Consider the following 14,649-nt stretch of genomic DNA (forward strand, 5'->3'; position numbering starts at 1 on the left):
GAAAAGCAGTTTAACTAGGTGTTAAACTGCTTCATTGCTTCTTTTATATATTTTTCTTCTTCGGTTGTGAAGAGGGTTGGAAATTCGGATAGTGGGAGGTTTGATTTTTGGATTATATCTTCTATATCACTTTGAGGTGTATCAAGATAGTTCGTTACCTCTTCTATTAAATTGAAAAAATCCTTCAAGGTAACTTGAACATCATGATGACTTGGATCCTTCTCTTCTTCCTTATAGTTTTTCAACTTCCCTATTACATCCATAAAACGTTGCTCAAATTCTTCTTTTAAATCCTTATTGTTATAAAACGCTCGAACACTATCCTTTGAAAAGTGTTCCTCTAACCATTCCTTATTTTCTTTCTCCCATATGAAGGTTTGCAGAAATGAAGAAAACAAAGCAACATCCACTCGTTCTTCCTTTTGAAACTTCTTCATCATCTCATCCATATGCGAAAGCACCTTCGCAATTCTTTCTTGCTCTGCCAAAAGCAATTCCCTTTGAAAATGCATTTGCCTTAAAAATTCTTCTGTCTCTATATCACGCTGCAATATAATATTTTGAATCTCACCAAGCGAAAAACCAAGATGCTTAAACGATTGAATTTGCTGCAGCACATACAAATCATCTTTCGTATATAACCGATGCCCGCCCTCAGTATAATCGCTCGGCTTTAATAAATTAATCTTGTCATAATAACGAAGCGTCCGCACCGTAACATCCCCAACACTTGCAAACTCACTAATCATCCACGCCATATCATCACCTACTCCGCTAACTTCTCTCTCACATACTGAAGCATATGAGAAAAACTCATCTCATTCTGCCGACAATATTGAAACAAACCTACAACAAGCAATACAAAAGGAACATTCTCTCTATAACGGTTTTCATACTCGCTAATACCATCATAAAAGTACTCATACTTTCTTTTTCGTAAAACGATATAAATCGCAATAAACAACACTGCAATCATAATAAAAATTCGCTTTCCCCTTATCTCCACTTCTTGTTTCATCATCTATTCTCCTTCCACTGCATACTTATCTTCTTTAAATAAAGGAATTCGAATGAAATAACGATATGGCTCTTCGCGTATTACTTTCCACGCAACAATGATCACTTGAACGACCTCAAAGGCAAACACAATCCAAAACAAAACATCACTAATACCCGAACTAATATTAAATAGAAGAAAGATTAACAAATGAAAATTGAACGCCTTTCGGCAATGGTATTTGTACACTCCATTTTTACGTGCCAGTGTGATGTACATGAGTAGTGGCGAAAAGATTCCTATTGCGGCTGAGAGTAGTAGCATAATGATGGTGTTTCTTTTTTCTTTTGTGGTGGTTTTCATGAGTTGTTTGGTCCCCCCTTTTTGATTTGTCTTCTTTAGGTTAGGGGGTGACGTTGGGGGAGGTGCAAGGGGAATTTTAATTTAAAAACAGCAACACTTATTTCAGCGTTGCTGTCCTTCTTTCAAAATATGTATGAAGACGATATTCACATATCTCCTTCGTCCATTCAAATAAGATCTCTTCATCTTCTTTTCTAACATCCATATTTAGAGAAAATAATTTGCCATCAAATGATAGTAAACCTTTCGAGCTACCACTCCATTTTGTCATTGGCATTGTAGCAATTAATTTACTAACTTTTTCTTCATCATATTCCCACATACGTTGTGCTTGCTTGTCACTAAAATCGATTTGCTTGCGGTATTCTTGTTCCATTAAAAACTGATGGAAGAATGGTGCAACTTCTTGTGGTGAGATAGGATGGTACCATTCCTCTTTTCCGCGTTGTAACATCGCTAACAATAGTAGCATTTTATAGCTTTTTGCCATTCCTGTTTTTTCAACTTCTTGCAACCACGCTTCACAATGTAAAAACACTGTTTTTTCAAGTTCTGTTAATTCATCATTCCATGCTAAAAAGCCAACATATGATTTAAACTCTTGGCGATATTCTTTACTCTCTTCTATACCAAGTTTATGTAATTCTAAATATGTAGGTCGACGTCCAAGATCCATTTTTACAGTTTGATAGCTATGTTGCAATTTTTCTTTTCTCGGCATTTTCTTTTTCAGTAATTCATCTAATAACTGCTTTGCTTCTAATTCAAATTCTACTGTACATCCATCTGGCAATATATTTTGTGTACCATTTCCTTTCGTCTTTCCATCATCAACTCGAAGCATTTGCATTTTTATATCTGCATTTCGATAATTTGCAATTAAATCAATCACAACACAATACTCCTTATGCTCATGCAATCGTAAACCACGACCAATTTGTTGCGTGAAAATTGTTAATGATTCTGTTGGGCGAACAAATAAAAGTGTATCAACAGATGGAATATCAACACCTTCGTTAAATAAATCTACTGTGAAAATAGCATCTAGTTCATTATTATCCAGCTGTTTAATCGCATCTTCTCTCGAAATATGTTTTGTTTCCGAATGAAGTGAAATTGTACTATAACCGTTCTCATTAAAATATGTAGACAAAAAGACTGCTTGCCTAATACTAGAGCAAAAGACAATTGTTCTAGTTTTCTTATATTTCTTCCAAGCTTCTAAAATATTTAAGGCAAGTTCCTCTCTTAACTGAATTTGCATAAGTTCCTCACGATCATACTTATTGCCTATCCAACGTATTTGTGAGTAATCGGTATCATCATGTACTCCATAATAGTGAAAAGGAGATAACCATCCACGCTGAATCGCCTCCATAAAATCAATTCGATATGCAACGTTCCCATCACAAATCGAATAAATATCACGAAAATCATTTCGATCTGGTGTTGCCGTTATTCCCAATAAGAAATTAGGGTTAAAATAATCTAGCACTCTTTTATAACTGTTAGCTGCAGCATGATGGAACTCGTCTACAATAATAAGGTCAAAATCATTAGGTGAGAAGTTTTCTAAGTGACGCTTTCTACTCAACGTTTGAATAGATGCAAAAACAACATCCTTCTCGCCTTCCTTTTTCTTTCCATTATAAATCCCCGTAGTCTTATTATCGATTACACGTAGAAAAGATTTTTCTGCTTGATTTAATATTTCTTCTAAATGCGCAATAAATAAAACTCGCTTAAAACGTTTTGCAAAAAAAGCAGCTAAATAAGTCTTACCAAGTCCTGTTGCCATAACAACCATCGCTTTGTTGTATCCTTCTTCCAGTACATCCTCTAATTGTTCCAATGCAGGTAATTGTGCAAAGCGTGGTGCAATCTTTGTTTCATATATAGCTGATTCTTCTAATTCACTTTCTACTCCTGATCTCGCAGTATAATCCTCTTGTCCCGAGGGAATCATCATTTCAATCTCTTCTTGCTTTGTCCAAGTTCGGACTAAACTCGAATGAGTTGTATGAAATTCTTCATACTCTTTACGATATTGTTTAATTGTTTCTATATTGATAGGCTGAGTTGCTTCATTCATATGAATATGTAAAAATTGATCAATCGCCTCCGAAAAAGCTTCCTCTCCAACACTCTCTTTCACAAGCAAGCTCCATTCCACGCCACTTGTTAACGCGGAACGAGACATGTTAGAAGAACCAACAATCATAACTCCGTCGCTCTCACGCTCAACTAAATAAGCCTTCGGATGAAATGATTTCCCAGCACTCCTCCACAGTCGAATCTCAATATCAGGATGAATTTTATACAATTTCTCTAAAGCATCTGGTTGCGTAATATACAAATAATCTCCTGTACAAACCTTAATATCTACATTCTTTTCGGCTGCTTTTCGCAAAAGAGGGGCTAAGACATCTACCCCCGATTTCATAACAAACGAAGTTAAAATATATATTGATTTTGCATCATCCATATAGCGCTCTAGCTTATGGATCAAATTATTCGTAACGAGCTGTACATTAGTCATCATGTACCTCAACTAAAAAAATTCTCTCCTGAAAACCACCACGTTTTTCAGCCTTCTGTTTACGCACCTGCTCAACAGCCTCTAACGTTACACCTTCATATTGTGCTAATGCATTCACTAGCTCTAATAAATCAGCTAATTCTTCTACTTTATGTTCTTTACTTTCAGCCTCTAAATACTCAGCTAACTCCTCTTGTGTTTTCTTACTCACTTCTTCTATATATTCTTTTTCATCTAGTATTCTAGTTATGAATGTTCTTCCATTATTCTCGATAATTTCTGGTATGCGATCTCTTACTAATTTGTTGTAGGTTGGCATTTGAATTCCTCCATGGCTAATATTGTAACTTTTTGATTATATTATACAAGATTTAGTACTTTTCTTTCTATTTGCATACAATAACTATTTAAACAATATATTATAATTCAATAAATAAGGCCATATCTAAAACATTCTCTGATGTTAGTTTGATACAGCCTTATCTTGCATATAGATATTACTTTAAAAACTTAAACTTCTTTTTATTATTGTAAAGTAATAATATTATTGAACTTTTAATCTACCTACAAAACATTACTATCTTTTAAATAATCATAAAGCTTATTATCAACCGATTTCTCCATAATCATATTCATCGTAACGACCGGCAATTCTTTTCCATTTTTATCTTGCATTTCAGTTTGTTCTACACTTGCTTTATCAGGTTTCGCTTTTCCTAAATAGTAAAAGTCGCTTCCCTCGTCATCATCTTTTTTCACAAAAATATGGACATCAATATTATTTTGTTTAGCATCAATAATTGTTTGAACTTCCTTTGATTTTAATGTTCTATTACTTCTTGTATACCATTTAAGAACATCTTGATTAAGGAATTCATCACCATAATTCACACTCGATTCTACCTCATCGTTTTTATGATATGTGACAAATATTGGGCAAGTACCGTATTTGGTTTTATAGCCATACATAGTTGAAGTCTCATCAATGTGCCAATTTAAAAGTTTACATGCATCTTTTCTTGAGTATTTTTTATATATAGTAAGGTTACTATCACACTCATAGTTTTTGTTCTTTTCTTTCGCACTTTTAATGATGTCCATTACCATGTACTTGAAGTATTCATTCTGTTCTAAACTTTCTCGGATTAGATCATTAAACATGTACTTATTATCTTCTTGTAACGCGAGAATTGGCTTTTCACCATATTTTTTCTGGTTATTCTGTGTGAAAAACGATAACTCAAACACCCGCTGCACAGAAGTAATCGTAGCATCATCTGTTAGGCAATTAGATTCTTCAAGTTGTTTTATATACTCATCCTTATCAACTTTTTCTTGCTTTAATAATAAGTCTAACAAAACGATTTCGTTTTTACGTTTTCCATTCAATACTTCCAATGAAAACATCGTTAAAACTTTATTTTCGTACTCTGTTAATGCAGGGACATCTTCTTTCATTTTCAATAAGAACTGATGATAGTTCGCATATCCTTCTGCAAGTACAACTGGATCAATAGAGTGGTTTACTATAAAGTCATATAGATATGGAGTTCTTCCTATTCTATTTTTCAACTCAGCAAAAGCTTCCTTCAATACTTTCATAGCTGTTAAATTGCTATTATTAATCGCTCTAAAGATCTGCTTTTTCGCTATCTCTTCAAAGTTAACTGTTGAAATACCTTTAATATAACTCGTGTCATTTGTATATCTACGTATATTATCTTTATTTTGTGATCTATCTCCTGAAAGGGCAATCGGAATTAAATAGTTATTTTTATAGTTTCCAATAAAATCAATAATCGTAACAAAATCTTTCGAATCGTGTTTTCGAAGTCCACGCCCCAGTTGCTGTATAAAGATAATACTTGATTGAGTTTGTCTTAACATGACAACTTGATTAACACTTGGAATATCAATTCCTTCATTAAAAATATCTACTGTTAAAATATAATCCAGTATGCCATTTTCTAATTGATTCACCCGCAGTTCTCTTTCCTCTTGGGAATGATCGCCGGTTAATGCAAATGTGCGAAAACCTCTATTATTTAAGGCATATGATAATTGTTCTGCCTCATCTTTTCGGCTGCAAAACATTAATCCTGTTACTTTCTCACCAGAATAACCATAGTATTTTACTTTTTCAACTACATGATCCACTCGCTCTTCCGTAACAAGTTTAGATAAAGCAGTAGTGTCATCTATCTTTTTACCATTATATTCAAAATCAGTTACTCCAAAATAATGAAAAGGACAAAGCATATCTTCTTCAAGTGCTTCTTGCAATCGAATTTCATAAGCAATATTGTAATCAAATAGCTCATAAATATTAAAATTGTCTGTACGTTCAGGCGTAGCAGTCATTCCCATTAAAAATTTCGGTTTAAAATAATCAATAACTCTATGATAAGAACTAGCACCAGCTTTATGAACTTCATCTATTAAAATATAATCAAATAGCCCAGGATCAAATTGATGTAAATTTTCTTCCTTTGAAATAGTCTGGATTGTCGCAAATAAATATTTAGCATTCATTTGCTTATTTGATCCTGATAAAATTCCAAAATCCTCATCGGCTCCACCAAGAACTTTTTGAAAATCTGATTTCGCTTTATTTAATATTTGCTCTCGGTGAACAATAAATAACATCCGTTTAGGCGCAAAATTTCTGACATCAAATGCTGAAAGATATGTCTTACCCGTTCCTGTTGCGGAAATAACTAAGCCTTTTGCTTTTCCAGCGTCTCGAATAGCTTGTATTTCTTTTAACGCAGCTTGTTGCATTTTATTTGGGGTAATTTTCAAAGCTTCTTCAATTGAATTATGATATTGACCAGGTAATTCTATAACTCGATCTAGTAACTTATTTTCTGCAGCTTGCTCATATATTGTTTCGTAATTTGCAATCAACTCTTCGGTTAATACTTGAGAATGCTCCCAAACTTCTTCAAATTGGTTTTTGAAATGCTGAACAATCTCTCCATCTTCATGCGATGTTAACTTAACGTTCCATTCATAGTTTACCTTCAAAGCATGTGCAGTCAGATTTGAACTACCGACAATTAATGAACAATGTGTTTTGTTATCAAATATGTATCCCTTTGAATGAAAACCAGATAAATTTGTTAATCTTACTTCTACATTTTCAAGTTTCATTAACTCTCTAAACACTTTTGGTGTATTAAAGTTTAAGAATGTAGATGTTAATATACGTCCTTTAACCCCTTTTTGTTTAAGATCAAGGAAATGTGATTTTAAAGTCGCTAGCCCGCTTTCTGTAATAAAAGCTACTGAGAAAATAAAAGATGTACTATTTTCTAGCTCCTCCAATAATGAGCTTAAAACATTTTCATTTTTTTTCGTATTGTTTACTAATAATTTCGGCTTATATATTCCAGGATGATTATGTTTTTGATCAATAAACCCTTTATATAAAGACCCCTCTAATTTTTGAATAAAATTCTCCATATGATCACCATTTATGACAATTTTTTATATTAATTGTATTACTCACTGATTTAAAGTGCAAATTTATTACAAATATAAAAAACTATCCGTATAAAACGAATAGTTTTTTTCAAATTACTTTACAATCGATTCTTTTGATAATTTCTCAATAGTCGGGATATCCGCAGGTGCCCACTCTAAAGCTGCTAGTTCATTCGGATATAACCATTTAATTGCTACGTGCTCAGTTAGAACCGGACTTCCTTCAACAAGTTTACAATAGAAAGTTTTCAAATGAACAATACCAAAATCATACTCATAGGCTGTATAATCAATTTGCTCACCAATCTGCACGCTACAATGCATTTCTTCATCAATTTCACGCTTTAACGCCTCTTGAGGTGTTTCTCCCTCTTCTATTTTCCCACCTGGAAATTCCCACATAAGAGGTAGCGATTTAGATGGTCCTCTTTGTGCACATAAAATTTTCTCATCTTGAACAATTACTGCTCCAACAACATAAATATTTTTCTTCATTATGTCCTCCTTAAATCTCACAGAAACTCTATACTTTATGTTTCCACACTTTATAGACTGAAAAATGCCTTTTATATCTTTTAACGACTAATATATTTTTAATCAGTAAGCTAGATTTTATCTATCCCTATCTAGCCCTTTTAATACAATTAGCCTAACACTCTCATCTCTTTTATATTATATAGAAGTAACTACAAAAATAAAGCCTGATTGAATACTTCCCTCTTAAGCCTCTTTTTTCACCATTTCCTCATACCTAAAATGACACTCCTCCAAAAACCCCCTACTCTCCCCACTATCCTTATAAAAACTCTCCCAACCCCTCTCCCTCAAAATCCCCTTCCAACTCTCACTCTCCACCATCCTCTTAATAACACCATTCCAATAAGCAACCTCTTCCTCTGTCATATCTTTCGGGCCCATAATCCCTTTCCAGTGCTGGAAGATGACGTTGATTCCTTGTTCTTTCCATGTTGGGATTTCTGGTAGTCGGTCTAGGCGTTTTGGTGCGGATACGGCTAGTATTTTTATTTTGCCGGTTTTGTATTGTTTTTCGGCTTCGGATAGGGTCATGGTTGCGGCGCTGATTTGTTTGTTCGTTAGGGCGTTTATGATTTTTTCTTTGTTTTCGTAGACGAAGAATTGTAGTTCGGCTGGGTTTATGCCGAAGGCTTTGCTTACTTGTACGAAGGATAGGTGATCGTCGTTTCCTAGGCCGGGGGCAACGCCGATTTTGAAGTTTTTCTTGTCTTGTTTTAGTTGTTCCATTAGTTGATTTGCATTTTCTATGTTTGATTCTTTTGATACGACAACAACTTCCCAGTCCGATGCGAGTGTTGCAAGCGGCGTGAAGTCTTTATATGTTAGTTTACTGTGGCCTAGTAGGTTGTTCGTTATGAGTAAGCTTGAGTTAATCGCCAGTACGTGACCGCCTTTTTGTTTCGTATATTTCCATCCGACATCACCGCTGCCACCTACTTTGTTTGTGACTGTGATTGGTTTTGTGAAGATTTTTTCTTCTGTTAGCGTTTTTTTCATCGCCCGTGCTGTTAAGTCCCATCCTGCTCCTTGAACGTTTGGAGCAACAATTTCTACTTTGTCGATGTTCACTTTATTCGTATGGGGTTTTTCCGAGGAACAACCAGCTATTACTCCTGTCATGATCCATATACATAGTAATAATCGTTTTTTCATAGCCCTCGTCCTATGCGATATTTTCGTTCTGGTCGTCCGATAATGCCGTATGTGTACTCTACTGTGCATTCGCCGGTCGCTACTAAGTATTCTAAATATCTTCTTGCAGTTGTTCTGGAGGCACCCATTTGTTCTCCCATTTCTTCTATTGTAATGCCCCCTTCGAATCCTTTTATAATTCCTTTCACTTTTTGCAGCGTTAACGGATCCACACCTGTCGGTAAGTTTTTTATGTCTTGTGTTTGCGAAGTACCGAAGAAGTTATCGATGAGTGCTTGATTCACTTCATTGTTACTATGTAATAGTTGCTTCTTTCTTTTATAGTCTTCAATTGTTCGAACGAATTTTTCTAACGTGACCGGTTTTATAAGATAGTTGCTTACGCCGTTTCGAATTGCTTTTTCTAACATATGGTTTTCATTCGCCGCAGTAACCATAATGACGTCAACGTTTGGAAAATCAGCGTGGATTTTCGGCAATAAGTCGGTTCCAATTCCATCTGGTAAGTAATTATCTAATAGAAGTAAATCGATTTCTTCCTTTTGTAGTAGTTCTATCGTTTCTTTCGCGTTCAATGCTTTTCCGCTCACTTTTACATCCTTTATTTTTAATAAAAACTCTTCCTGAACTTGCGCGACGCGGAAATCATCTTCTGCAATTGCAACCTTCAACATATACCCATCCCCCTGTTTGTCATATACTTTCTTTCAATGTTTTCGGAAGGTAAATTGTAAAAATAGCTCCCCCATTTTTCTCGTTTTGAATTTCAATTGTTCCCCCTAGCAGATCTACCATTTCTTTCACGTTTGCTAGTCCGTAACCACGATCATTTCCTTTCGTTGAAAATCCTTTTTGAAAAATGGTCGTGATTTTTTCAACTGGTATCCCTACTCCACTATCTATCACTTCAAACACAATATCGTGTCCAATATCCGTAACAAAGAAGGAAACACTCTTTTCCTCTCGTTCATTCACCGCATCAAATGCATTGTCGATTATGTTTCCAAGAATCGTAATAAGATGCGAAACCTTTATATGGTCTGGTAACGGATGAAGCGTGCTATCTCCTTCAATATGAAAATCGATTTTCTTTTCAGACGCTGTTGCGAGTTTTCCTAATAAAATAGCTTGTACTTTCGCATCGTGAATTTGATGGAATAAAATATGATTTTGGCTTTGATGAATATTAGATTCTTGCTGGATAAATTCAATTGCTTCTTTGTAATGTCCTAACTGAAGTAATCCTGATAAAACGAAAAGTTTATTTGTAAATTCATGTGTTTGAGCGCGTAAGTCCTCAGAATACTTTCTTACCTCAGATATTGTATTAACAAGGTTTTGCAATTCTGTTTTATCTCTAAAACTACATACAACGCCTACCGTACTATTATTTTCGAGTATCGGCGTCCTATTTAAAATAAACACTTTATCTTGAAATGCGATTTCTTGATCGTTTTCTAGCACTCTTTCCATATTAAATTCTGGTAAAACTTTTGAAATGTGCCGCTGCATATAATCATCATTTACATGTAGCATTTCTTCTGCCGACGTATTCATCATCGTAATAAAACCGTTTTGATCAATAGCGATAATCCCTTCTTTTATAGATAGTAGTATCGCACTTCGTTCCCGATATAACGCCGCGATTTCATTCGGTTCCAAACCGAGTGTATCTTTTCGAATGCTACGTGCTAAAAGAATGCCACCAACAATGCCGGCTAGTAATACAGCTAAGGAAAAGAGTATAATTTCTTTCGTTCTGCTCAGTATGTTAGATTCGATACCTTTTATTAAAAACTCTACTGTCACAACACCTACGACTTGATCGTAGTCTCCGTTATGAACAATAATGGGTGCCTTTGCCATTAAAGCCGGACCACTTTCCCCATTTCCTTCGAGCGTATAGTATCCTCCAAAAGTAAGTGCTTCATAGTTATATGGATTGTTACTCTTTGTGCCAATTAACTCCGAATTAGAATGGGAATACACCACCCCAAAACGATCTTCTATAATGACATAATCTGCACCAGCTTGCTCACGAACTTGTTCCGCAATGGATTGGATCGTACTTTTATGCTCATTATTTTGAAAAGCATCTTTTATAGCTGGCATAAAAGAAAGAGATTTAGCTGTTTGTAGTGCTAGCTGCTCCACTTGGCGCTTCGTATCAACGGACTGAATGTAAACAAATATTCCTGCTAATAGGAGAACAACAAATAAAATTAACGTAATAATTAAGCTTACTATTTTCGTTTGCAATGACACTTTGCGTGATTTCTTCATTCTTCATATCCTTTGATAAAATATTCTAAACTATCAATCTCCTTTTTCTATTATTATGACAAAACGAATAAGGAAGCAACTATTAAAACTCACCATGTACATAAAGTACAAAAAGAATAAAATTGTCATAATATTGAGATTTTATTCTACAGACAGTACAATTCAACTATAATGAACACGCTTTCATAATTATCATTTTATTTATAAGCAAGAGGAGGAATTATTATGGCTCAAGCAAAATCTAATCGAGTCGCCGGCAATATTTTCAAAGGTTCTGTCGGCAATTTAATTGAATGGTACGATTGGTACGTTTACTCTGCTTTCGCTGTTTACTTCTCAGCAGAGTTCTTTCCTAAAGGAGATCCAACGAGTCAGTTACTCAACACAGCAGCTATTTTCGCAGTTGGGTTTTTAATGCGCCCTATCGGAAGTTTATTAATGGGACGCTATGCAGATCGGCACGGACGCCGGGCAGCATTAACACTTTCCATTACGGTTATGGCCGGTGGTTCTTTAATTATCGCCTGTACACCTAGTTACGAAAGTATCGGTATTATGGCACCAATTATTTTAGTTCTTGCCCGTTTACTACAAGGATTATCACTTGGCGGAGAGTACGGAACTTCTGCCACATATTTATCTGAAATGGCTAGTAGTGGTCGCCGCGGCTTTTATTCAAGTTTCCAATATGTAACGCTCGTTGCTGGGCAAATGGTTGCGTTAGGCGTTCAAATTGTTCTTCAGCAATTGCTAAGCGAACCCGATATGAAAGCTTGGGGCTGGCGCATTCCGTTCATTATTGGAGCGATGGGCGCAGTAGCTGTATTATGGCTTCGCCGCACGATGGATGAGTCGGAGCAGTTCTCAAACATAAAATCACAAAAACGTGAAAGCGCAGGAACCATTCGCGCTCTTATGAAACATCCGAAAGCAGTATTAACAGTAGTCGGCCTAACATTAGGAGGCACTGTCGCATTCTATACGTACACAACATATTTACAAAAGTTCATGGTAAACACAGTCGGCCTTCCGAAAGAAGTTGTAAGCTGGATTAACTTTGTCGCACTACTTATATTCGTCGTACTTCAGCCAATTGCAGGGCTATTATCCGATAAAATTGGACGCCGCCCACTATTAATGGCATTCGGTATTCTCGGAACATTACTAACAGCACCGATCTTCTTCTTCATGGAAAAAACGACAGAACCAATCGTAGCATTTTTACTCATGATGGTCGGTCTCATTATCGTTACTGGTTACACATCCATTAACGCAATTGTAAAAGCCGAACTCTTCCCAACTGAAATTCGCGCACTCGGCGTAGGTTTACCATATGCTCTAACAGTTGCGATATTCGGCGGAACAGCTGAGTTCATCGCATTATGGCTAAAGAGTATCGGAATGGAATCACTCTTCTACTTCTACGTAGCTGGATGTATCGCGATCAGCTTTATTACGTATTGGCGTATGGATGAGTCATCGAAAACTTCGCAGATTGAGGCAGAGCTTGGTGGTGGGGATAATTTAGTTAATAATAAATCTAGTTAAAATTATGTATTCTATGTTTTTCGTTAATCTGAACTCGATGAATCTCTTTCTTGGCAGGGTAAAGATGTTGTTGGTGCTTTAGAGGTAAAATTAGGATTTACCATTGATGTAAAGGTAACTGTGAATGGAGCACCACAATACAAAGTACATAACAGCAAGGATAAAAGATACTATGTATCAGCAATTGAAGCCTATTTGTATGTAAAGTAAGAGGTATAAAAGGGCATCCACTTAAATGATACTTTTTAATTTAAATCAACAAAAGAGACCGCAAATGTTAGGTCTCTTTTGTTGATCATTCTCCATATGTAACTTTCTCTTCACTTACTCCAAGCTAGATAACATGGTTCATTGAAATATTCAATCTTAAAGAAGGCTTGTTCTTCAAAAAATTCATTTCTTGCCCTCAGAATCTAGCAAAGTAGCTATTCAATAAATTTTTTCTCTGAATCCAAAAATTTATAAAACCTATTTAACAAATCTTCCTTCGTAGTTGGGGTATCTTGGGGCATATAAGTAATAAAACTTGTCATATCTTCAGGATAATCATGTCTATCATAAAACTCTGCAATTCTATTTAATAGTTCATCCTCATCAGTAATCTTTTCTTTTAACTTAGATAAGTAAACGAATCTGAGTTTACTTATCTCATTCTGTAATTCTTCACTATTTTCTTCTAGATTAGGAAAGTGGAAATCTTTAATTTCAAACAAAATTTTATCTAAATCACTAGAATCTATTCCCCAAGCTAGTTCATTAACAAAAGCTTCATCATCACCGGCTTCCATTAGTTCCACCGCATAATCAGAAATGACATTCGGTTCGAAATATTTTTTATTTACACCGGTATAAATAGTTTTCCAATCATACTTAAGACCTTTGTTCTTAAAATCTATTAAATCCATATAATTCTCCTTTTACTTTTTTGGAACTTGATTTGGTTTCCCTGTAACAGTACCATTTTCAATAAATCTTCTATGACTTACATTTCCATTTGGTTCAACAATCCACTCAAAGACGCCTTTTTTACCACCATTGCTTCCTTCTATTTGGAAGAATCTTCTACTAATGCGATCTCCTCCCACTTGAACCATCTTAATTTTATTGTGTTGTTATTATACAAGAAAAGAAGACATCACTTAAGATGTCTTCTTTTCTTGTACACTTGGTGTTAAGAAGGTATTTATTGCTTAAAAACCATAAAAAAATATAACAATCATCGAGTAAACCTATTATAGCATCAATAAATAGAGTTTTTATATGCATTTTTACATATATATAGATTTATTTATGTTTTATCTATATAGTTAAATTGTCTGTTTCTTGTTTTAATTCGTTTGTTTATTTTGAGTGCTCCAGCAATGGAGCCTTTTTTTATGCAATAAAACATTTTCTTAGCATTACTTAGTTGATCTATATTAACTTTACCCTCTTAAATTATATCTATATTTTACCAAACAATTATGTAGATAACCAGTTTTTTCTAATAATCTAGTGGATTGATAATTTTAATGGTAGTTATTAATACTTACAGGAAAATTCAGTATGCAATGGAAATTGAGAAATCAAGAATTATAAAAAACTTATAGTATCTTTTGTAAAAGTATATTTATAATTTGTATATTAATATGTTATAATTTAATTTCTAAAACTACCAAAAAAGGACTGCCAGTATGAACTGAACCCAAAAAATTAGACAAATATATTAAGCAGCTACTAAGGATTGAACTCTGTATTGCACAGG

General features: G+C 34.7%; 13 protein-coding genes and 1 pseudogene. 2 read left to right on the plus strand and 12 right to left on the minus strand.

Going from position 1 to position 14,649, the window contains the following annotated elements:
* Nucleotides 1-14 precede the first annotated feature (14 nt).
* The 10 genes from QO049_RS27690 to QO049_RS27735 form a co-directional block, all read right to left on the minus strand.
* A complete protein-coding gene (locus tag QO049_RS27690; protein ID WP_000312434.1) occupies nucleotides 15-758 on the minus strand; it encodes a MerR family transcriptional regulator in 744 nt (247 codons plus the stop codon).
* An 8-nt stretch (nucleotides 759-766) separates the two neighbouring features.
* On the minus strand, nucleotides 767-1,018 hold the full coding sequence (locus tag QO049_RS27695) for a hypothetical protein (protein ID WP_000808317.1): 252 nt from the start codon (nucleotides 1,016-1,018) through the stop codon (nucleotides 767-769).
* Between the two features lie 3 nt (nucleotides 1,019-1,021).
* On the minus strand, nucleotides 1,022-1,360 hold the full coding sequence (locus QO049_RS27700; RefSeq protein WP_000859132.1) for a magnetosome magnetite crystal formation protein family: 339 nt from the start codon (nucleotides 1,358-1,360) through the stop codon (nucleotides 1,022-1,024).
* Nucleotides 1,361-1,457: 97 nt separating this feature from the next.
* The gene (locus QO049_RS27705) at nucleotides 1,458-3,899 is read right to left on the minus strand and encodes a DEAD/DEAH box helicase family protein (protein ID WP_246962176.1); all 2,442 of its coding nucleotides are present in this window, start codon (nucleotides 3,897-3,899) and stop codon (nucleotides 1,458-1,460) included.
* Nucleotides 3,892-4,218 carry a nucleoside triphosphate pyrophosphohydrolase gene (locus QO049_RS27710; RefSeq protein WP_246962174.1) on the minus strand — a complete coding sequence of 109 codons (327 nt, stop codon included), beginning with the start codon at nucleotides 4,216-4,218 and terminating at the stop codon, nucleotides 3,892-3,894. The genes QO049_RS27705 and QO049_RS27710 overlap by 8 nt, the downstream gene beginning before the upstream one ends.
* Nucleotides 4,219-4,463: 245 nt before the next feature.
* Entirely contained in the window at nucleotides 4,464-7,364 is a 2,901-nt protein-coding gene (locus tag QO049_RS27715; protein ID WP_098280412.1) for a DEAD/DEAH box helicase, read from the minus strand.
* 114 nt (nucleotides 7,365-7,478) lie between these two features.
* On the minus strand, nucleotides 7,479-7,880 hold the full coding sequence (locus QO049_RS27720) for a (deoxy)nucleoside triphosphate pyrophosphohydrolase (protein WP_000739608.1): 402 nt from the start codon (nucleotides 7,878-7,880) through the stop codon (nucleotides 7,479-7,481).
* Nucleotides 7,881-8,105: 225 nt separating this feature from the next.
* Entirely contained in the window at nucleotides 8,106-9,074 is a 969-nt protein-coding gene (locus tag QO049_RS27725) for a tripartite tricarboxylate transporter substrate binding protein (RefSeq protein WP_087948025.1), read from the minus strand.
* Nucleotides 9,071-9,748 carry a response regulator gene (locus tag QO049_RS27730; RefSeq protein WP_000921572.1) on the minus strand — a complete coding sequence of 226 codons (678 nt, stop codon included), beginning with the start codon at nucleotides 9,746-9,748 and terminating at the stop codon, nucleotides 9,071-9,073. The genes QO049_RS27725 and QO049_RS27730 overlap by 4 nt, the downstream gene beginning before the upstream one ends.
* A gap of 19 nt (nucleotides 9,749-9,767) precedes the next feature.
* The gene (locus QO049_RS27735; RefSeq protein WP_246962171.1) at nucleotides 9,768-11,357 is read right to left on the minus strand and encodes an ATP-binding protein; all 1,590 of its coding nucleotides are present in this window, start codon (nucleotides 11,355-11,357) and stop codon (nucleotides 9,768-9,770) included.
* A 225-nt stretch (nucleotides 11,358-11,582) separates the two neighbouring features.
* On the opposite strand from QO049_RS27735, the gene QO049_RS27740 reads away from it, so the two are divergent.
* Complete coding sequence (locus QO049_RS27740; RefSeq protein WP_246962168.1) at nucleotides 11,583-12,905, plus strand: MFS transporter; 1,323 nt, start codon at nucleotides 11,583-11,585, stop codon at nucleotides 12,903-12,905.
* A 39-nt stretch (nucleotides 12,906-12,944) separates the two neighbouring features.
* A pseudogene (locus QO049_RS31025) lies at nucleotides 12,945-13,115 on the plus strand (N-acetylmuramoyl-L-alanine amidase); the annotation flags it as partial.
* 215 nt (nucleotides 13,116-13,330) lie between these two features.
* On the opposite strand, the gene QO049_RS27745 reads toward QO049_RS31025, so the two are convergent.
* Together QO049_RS27745 and QO049_RS27750 are read right to left on the minus strand one after the other, a co-directional pair.
* On the minus strand, nucleotides 13,331-13,810 hold the full coding sequence (locus tag QO049_RS27745; RefSeq protein WP_000364132.1) for a DUF2247 family protein: 480 nt from the start codon (nucleotides 13,808-13,810) through the stop codon (nucleotides 13,331-13,333).
* A gap of 12 nt (nucleotides 13,811-13,822) precedes the next feature.
* A complete protein-coding gene (locus QO049_RS27750; protein WP_227599644.1) occupies nucleotides 13,823-13,990 on the minus strand; it encodes a hypothetical protein in 168 nt (55 codons plus the stop codon).
* Nucleotides 13,991-14,649 lie beyond the last annotated feature (659 nt).

Origin of the sequence: Bacillus sp. RB3 (assembly GCF_030164735.1) — a bacterium.
GTDB classification, from domain to species: domain Bacteria; phylum Bacillota; class Bacilli; order Bacillales; family Bacillaceae_G; genus Bacillus_A; species Bacillus_A cereus.

Coding starts and splice junctions, on each gene's coding strand:
- QO049_RS27700 (WP_000859132.1), bottom strand. CDS start 1,360: ATGAAAACCACCACAAAAGAAAAAAGAAACACCATCATTATGCTACTA.
- QO049_RS27725 (WP_087948025.1), bottom strand. CDS start 9,074: ATGAAAAAACGATTATTACTATGTATATGGATCATGACAGGAGTAATA.
- QO049_RS27730 (WP_000921572.1), bottom strand. CDS start 9,748: ATGTTGAAGGTTGCAATTGCAGAAGATGATTTCCGCGTCGCGCAAGTT.
- QO049_RS27695 (WP_000808317.1), bottom strand. CDS start 1,018: ATGAAACAAGAAGTGGAGATAAGGGGAAAGCGAATTTTTATTATGATT.
- QO049_RS27690 (WP_000312434.1), bottom strand. CDS start 758: ATGGCGTGGATGATTAGTGAGTTTGCAAGTGTTGGGGATGTTACGGTG.
- QO049_RS27720 (WP_000739608.1), bottom strand. CDS start 7,880: ATGAAGAAAAATATTTATGTTGTTGGAGCAGTAATTGTTCAAGATGAG.
- QO049_RS27735 (WP_246962171.1), bottom strand. CDS start 11,357: ATGAAGAAATCACGCAAAGTGTCATTGCAAACGAAAATAGTAAGCTTA.
- QO049_RS27715 (WP_098280412.1), bottom strand. CDS start 7,364: ATGGAGAATTTTATTCAAAAATTAGAGGGGTCTTTATATAAAGGGTTT.
- QO049_RS27740 (WP_246962168.1), top strand. CDS start 11,583: ATGGCTCAAGCAAAATCTAATCGAGTCGCCGGCAATATTTTCAAAGGT.
- QO049_RS27745 (WP_000364132.1), bottom strand. CDS start 13,810: ATGGATTTAATAGATTTTAAGAACAAAGGTCTTAAGTATGATTGGAAA.
- QO049_RS27705 (WP_246962176.1), bottom strand. CDS start 3,899: ATGACTAATGTACAGCTCGTTACGAATAATTTGATCCATAAGCTAGAG.
- QO049_RS27710 (WP_246962174.1), bottom strand. CDS start 4,218: ATGCCAACCTACAACAAATTAGTAAGAGATCGCATACCAGAAATTATC.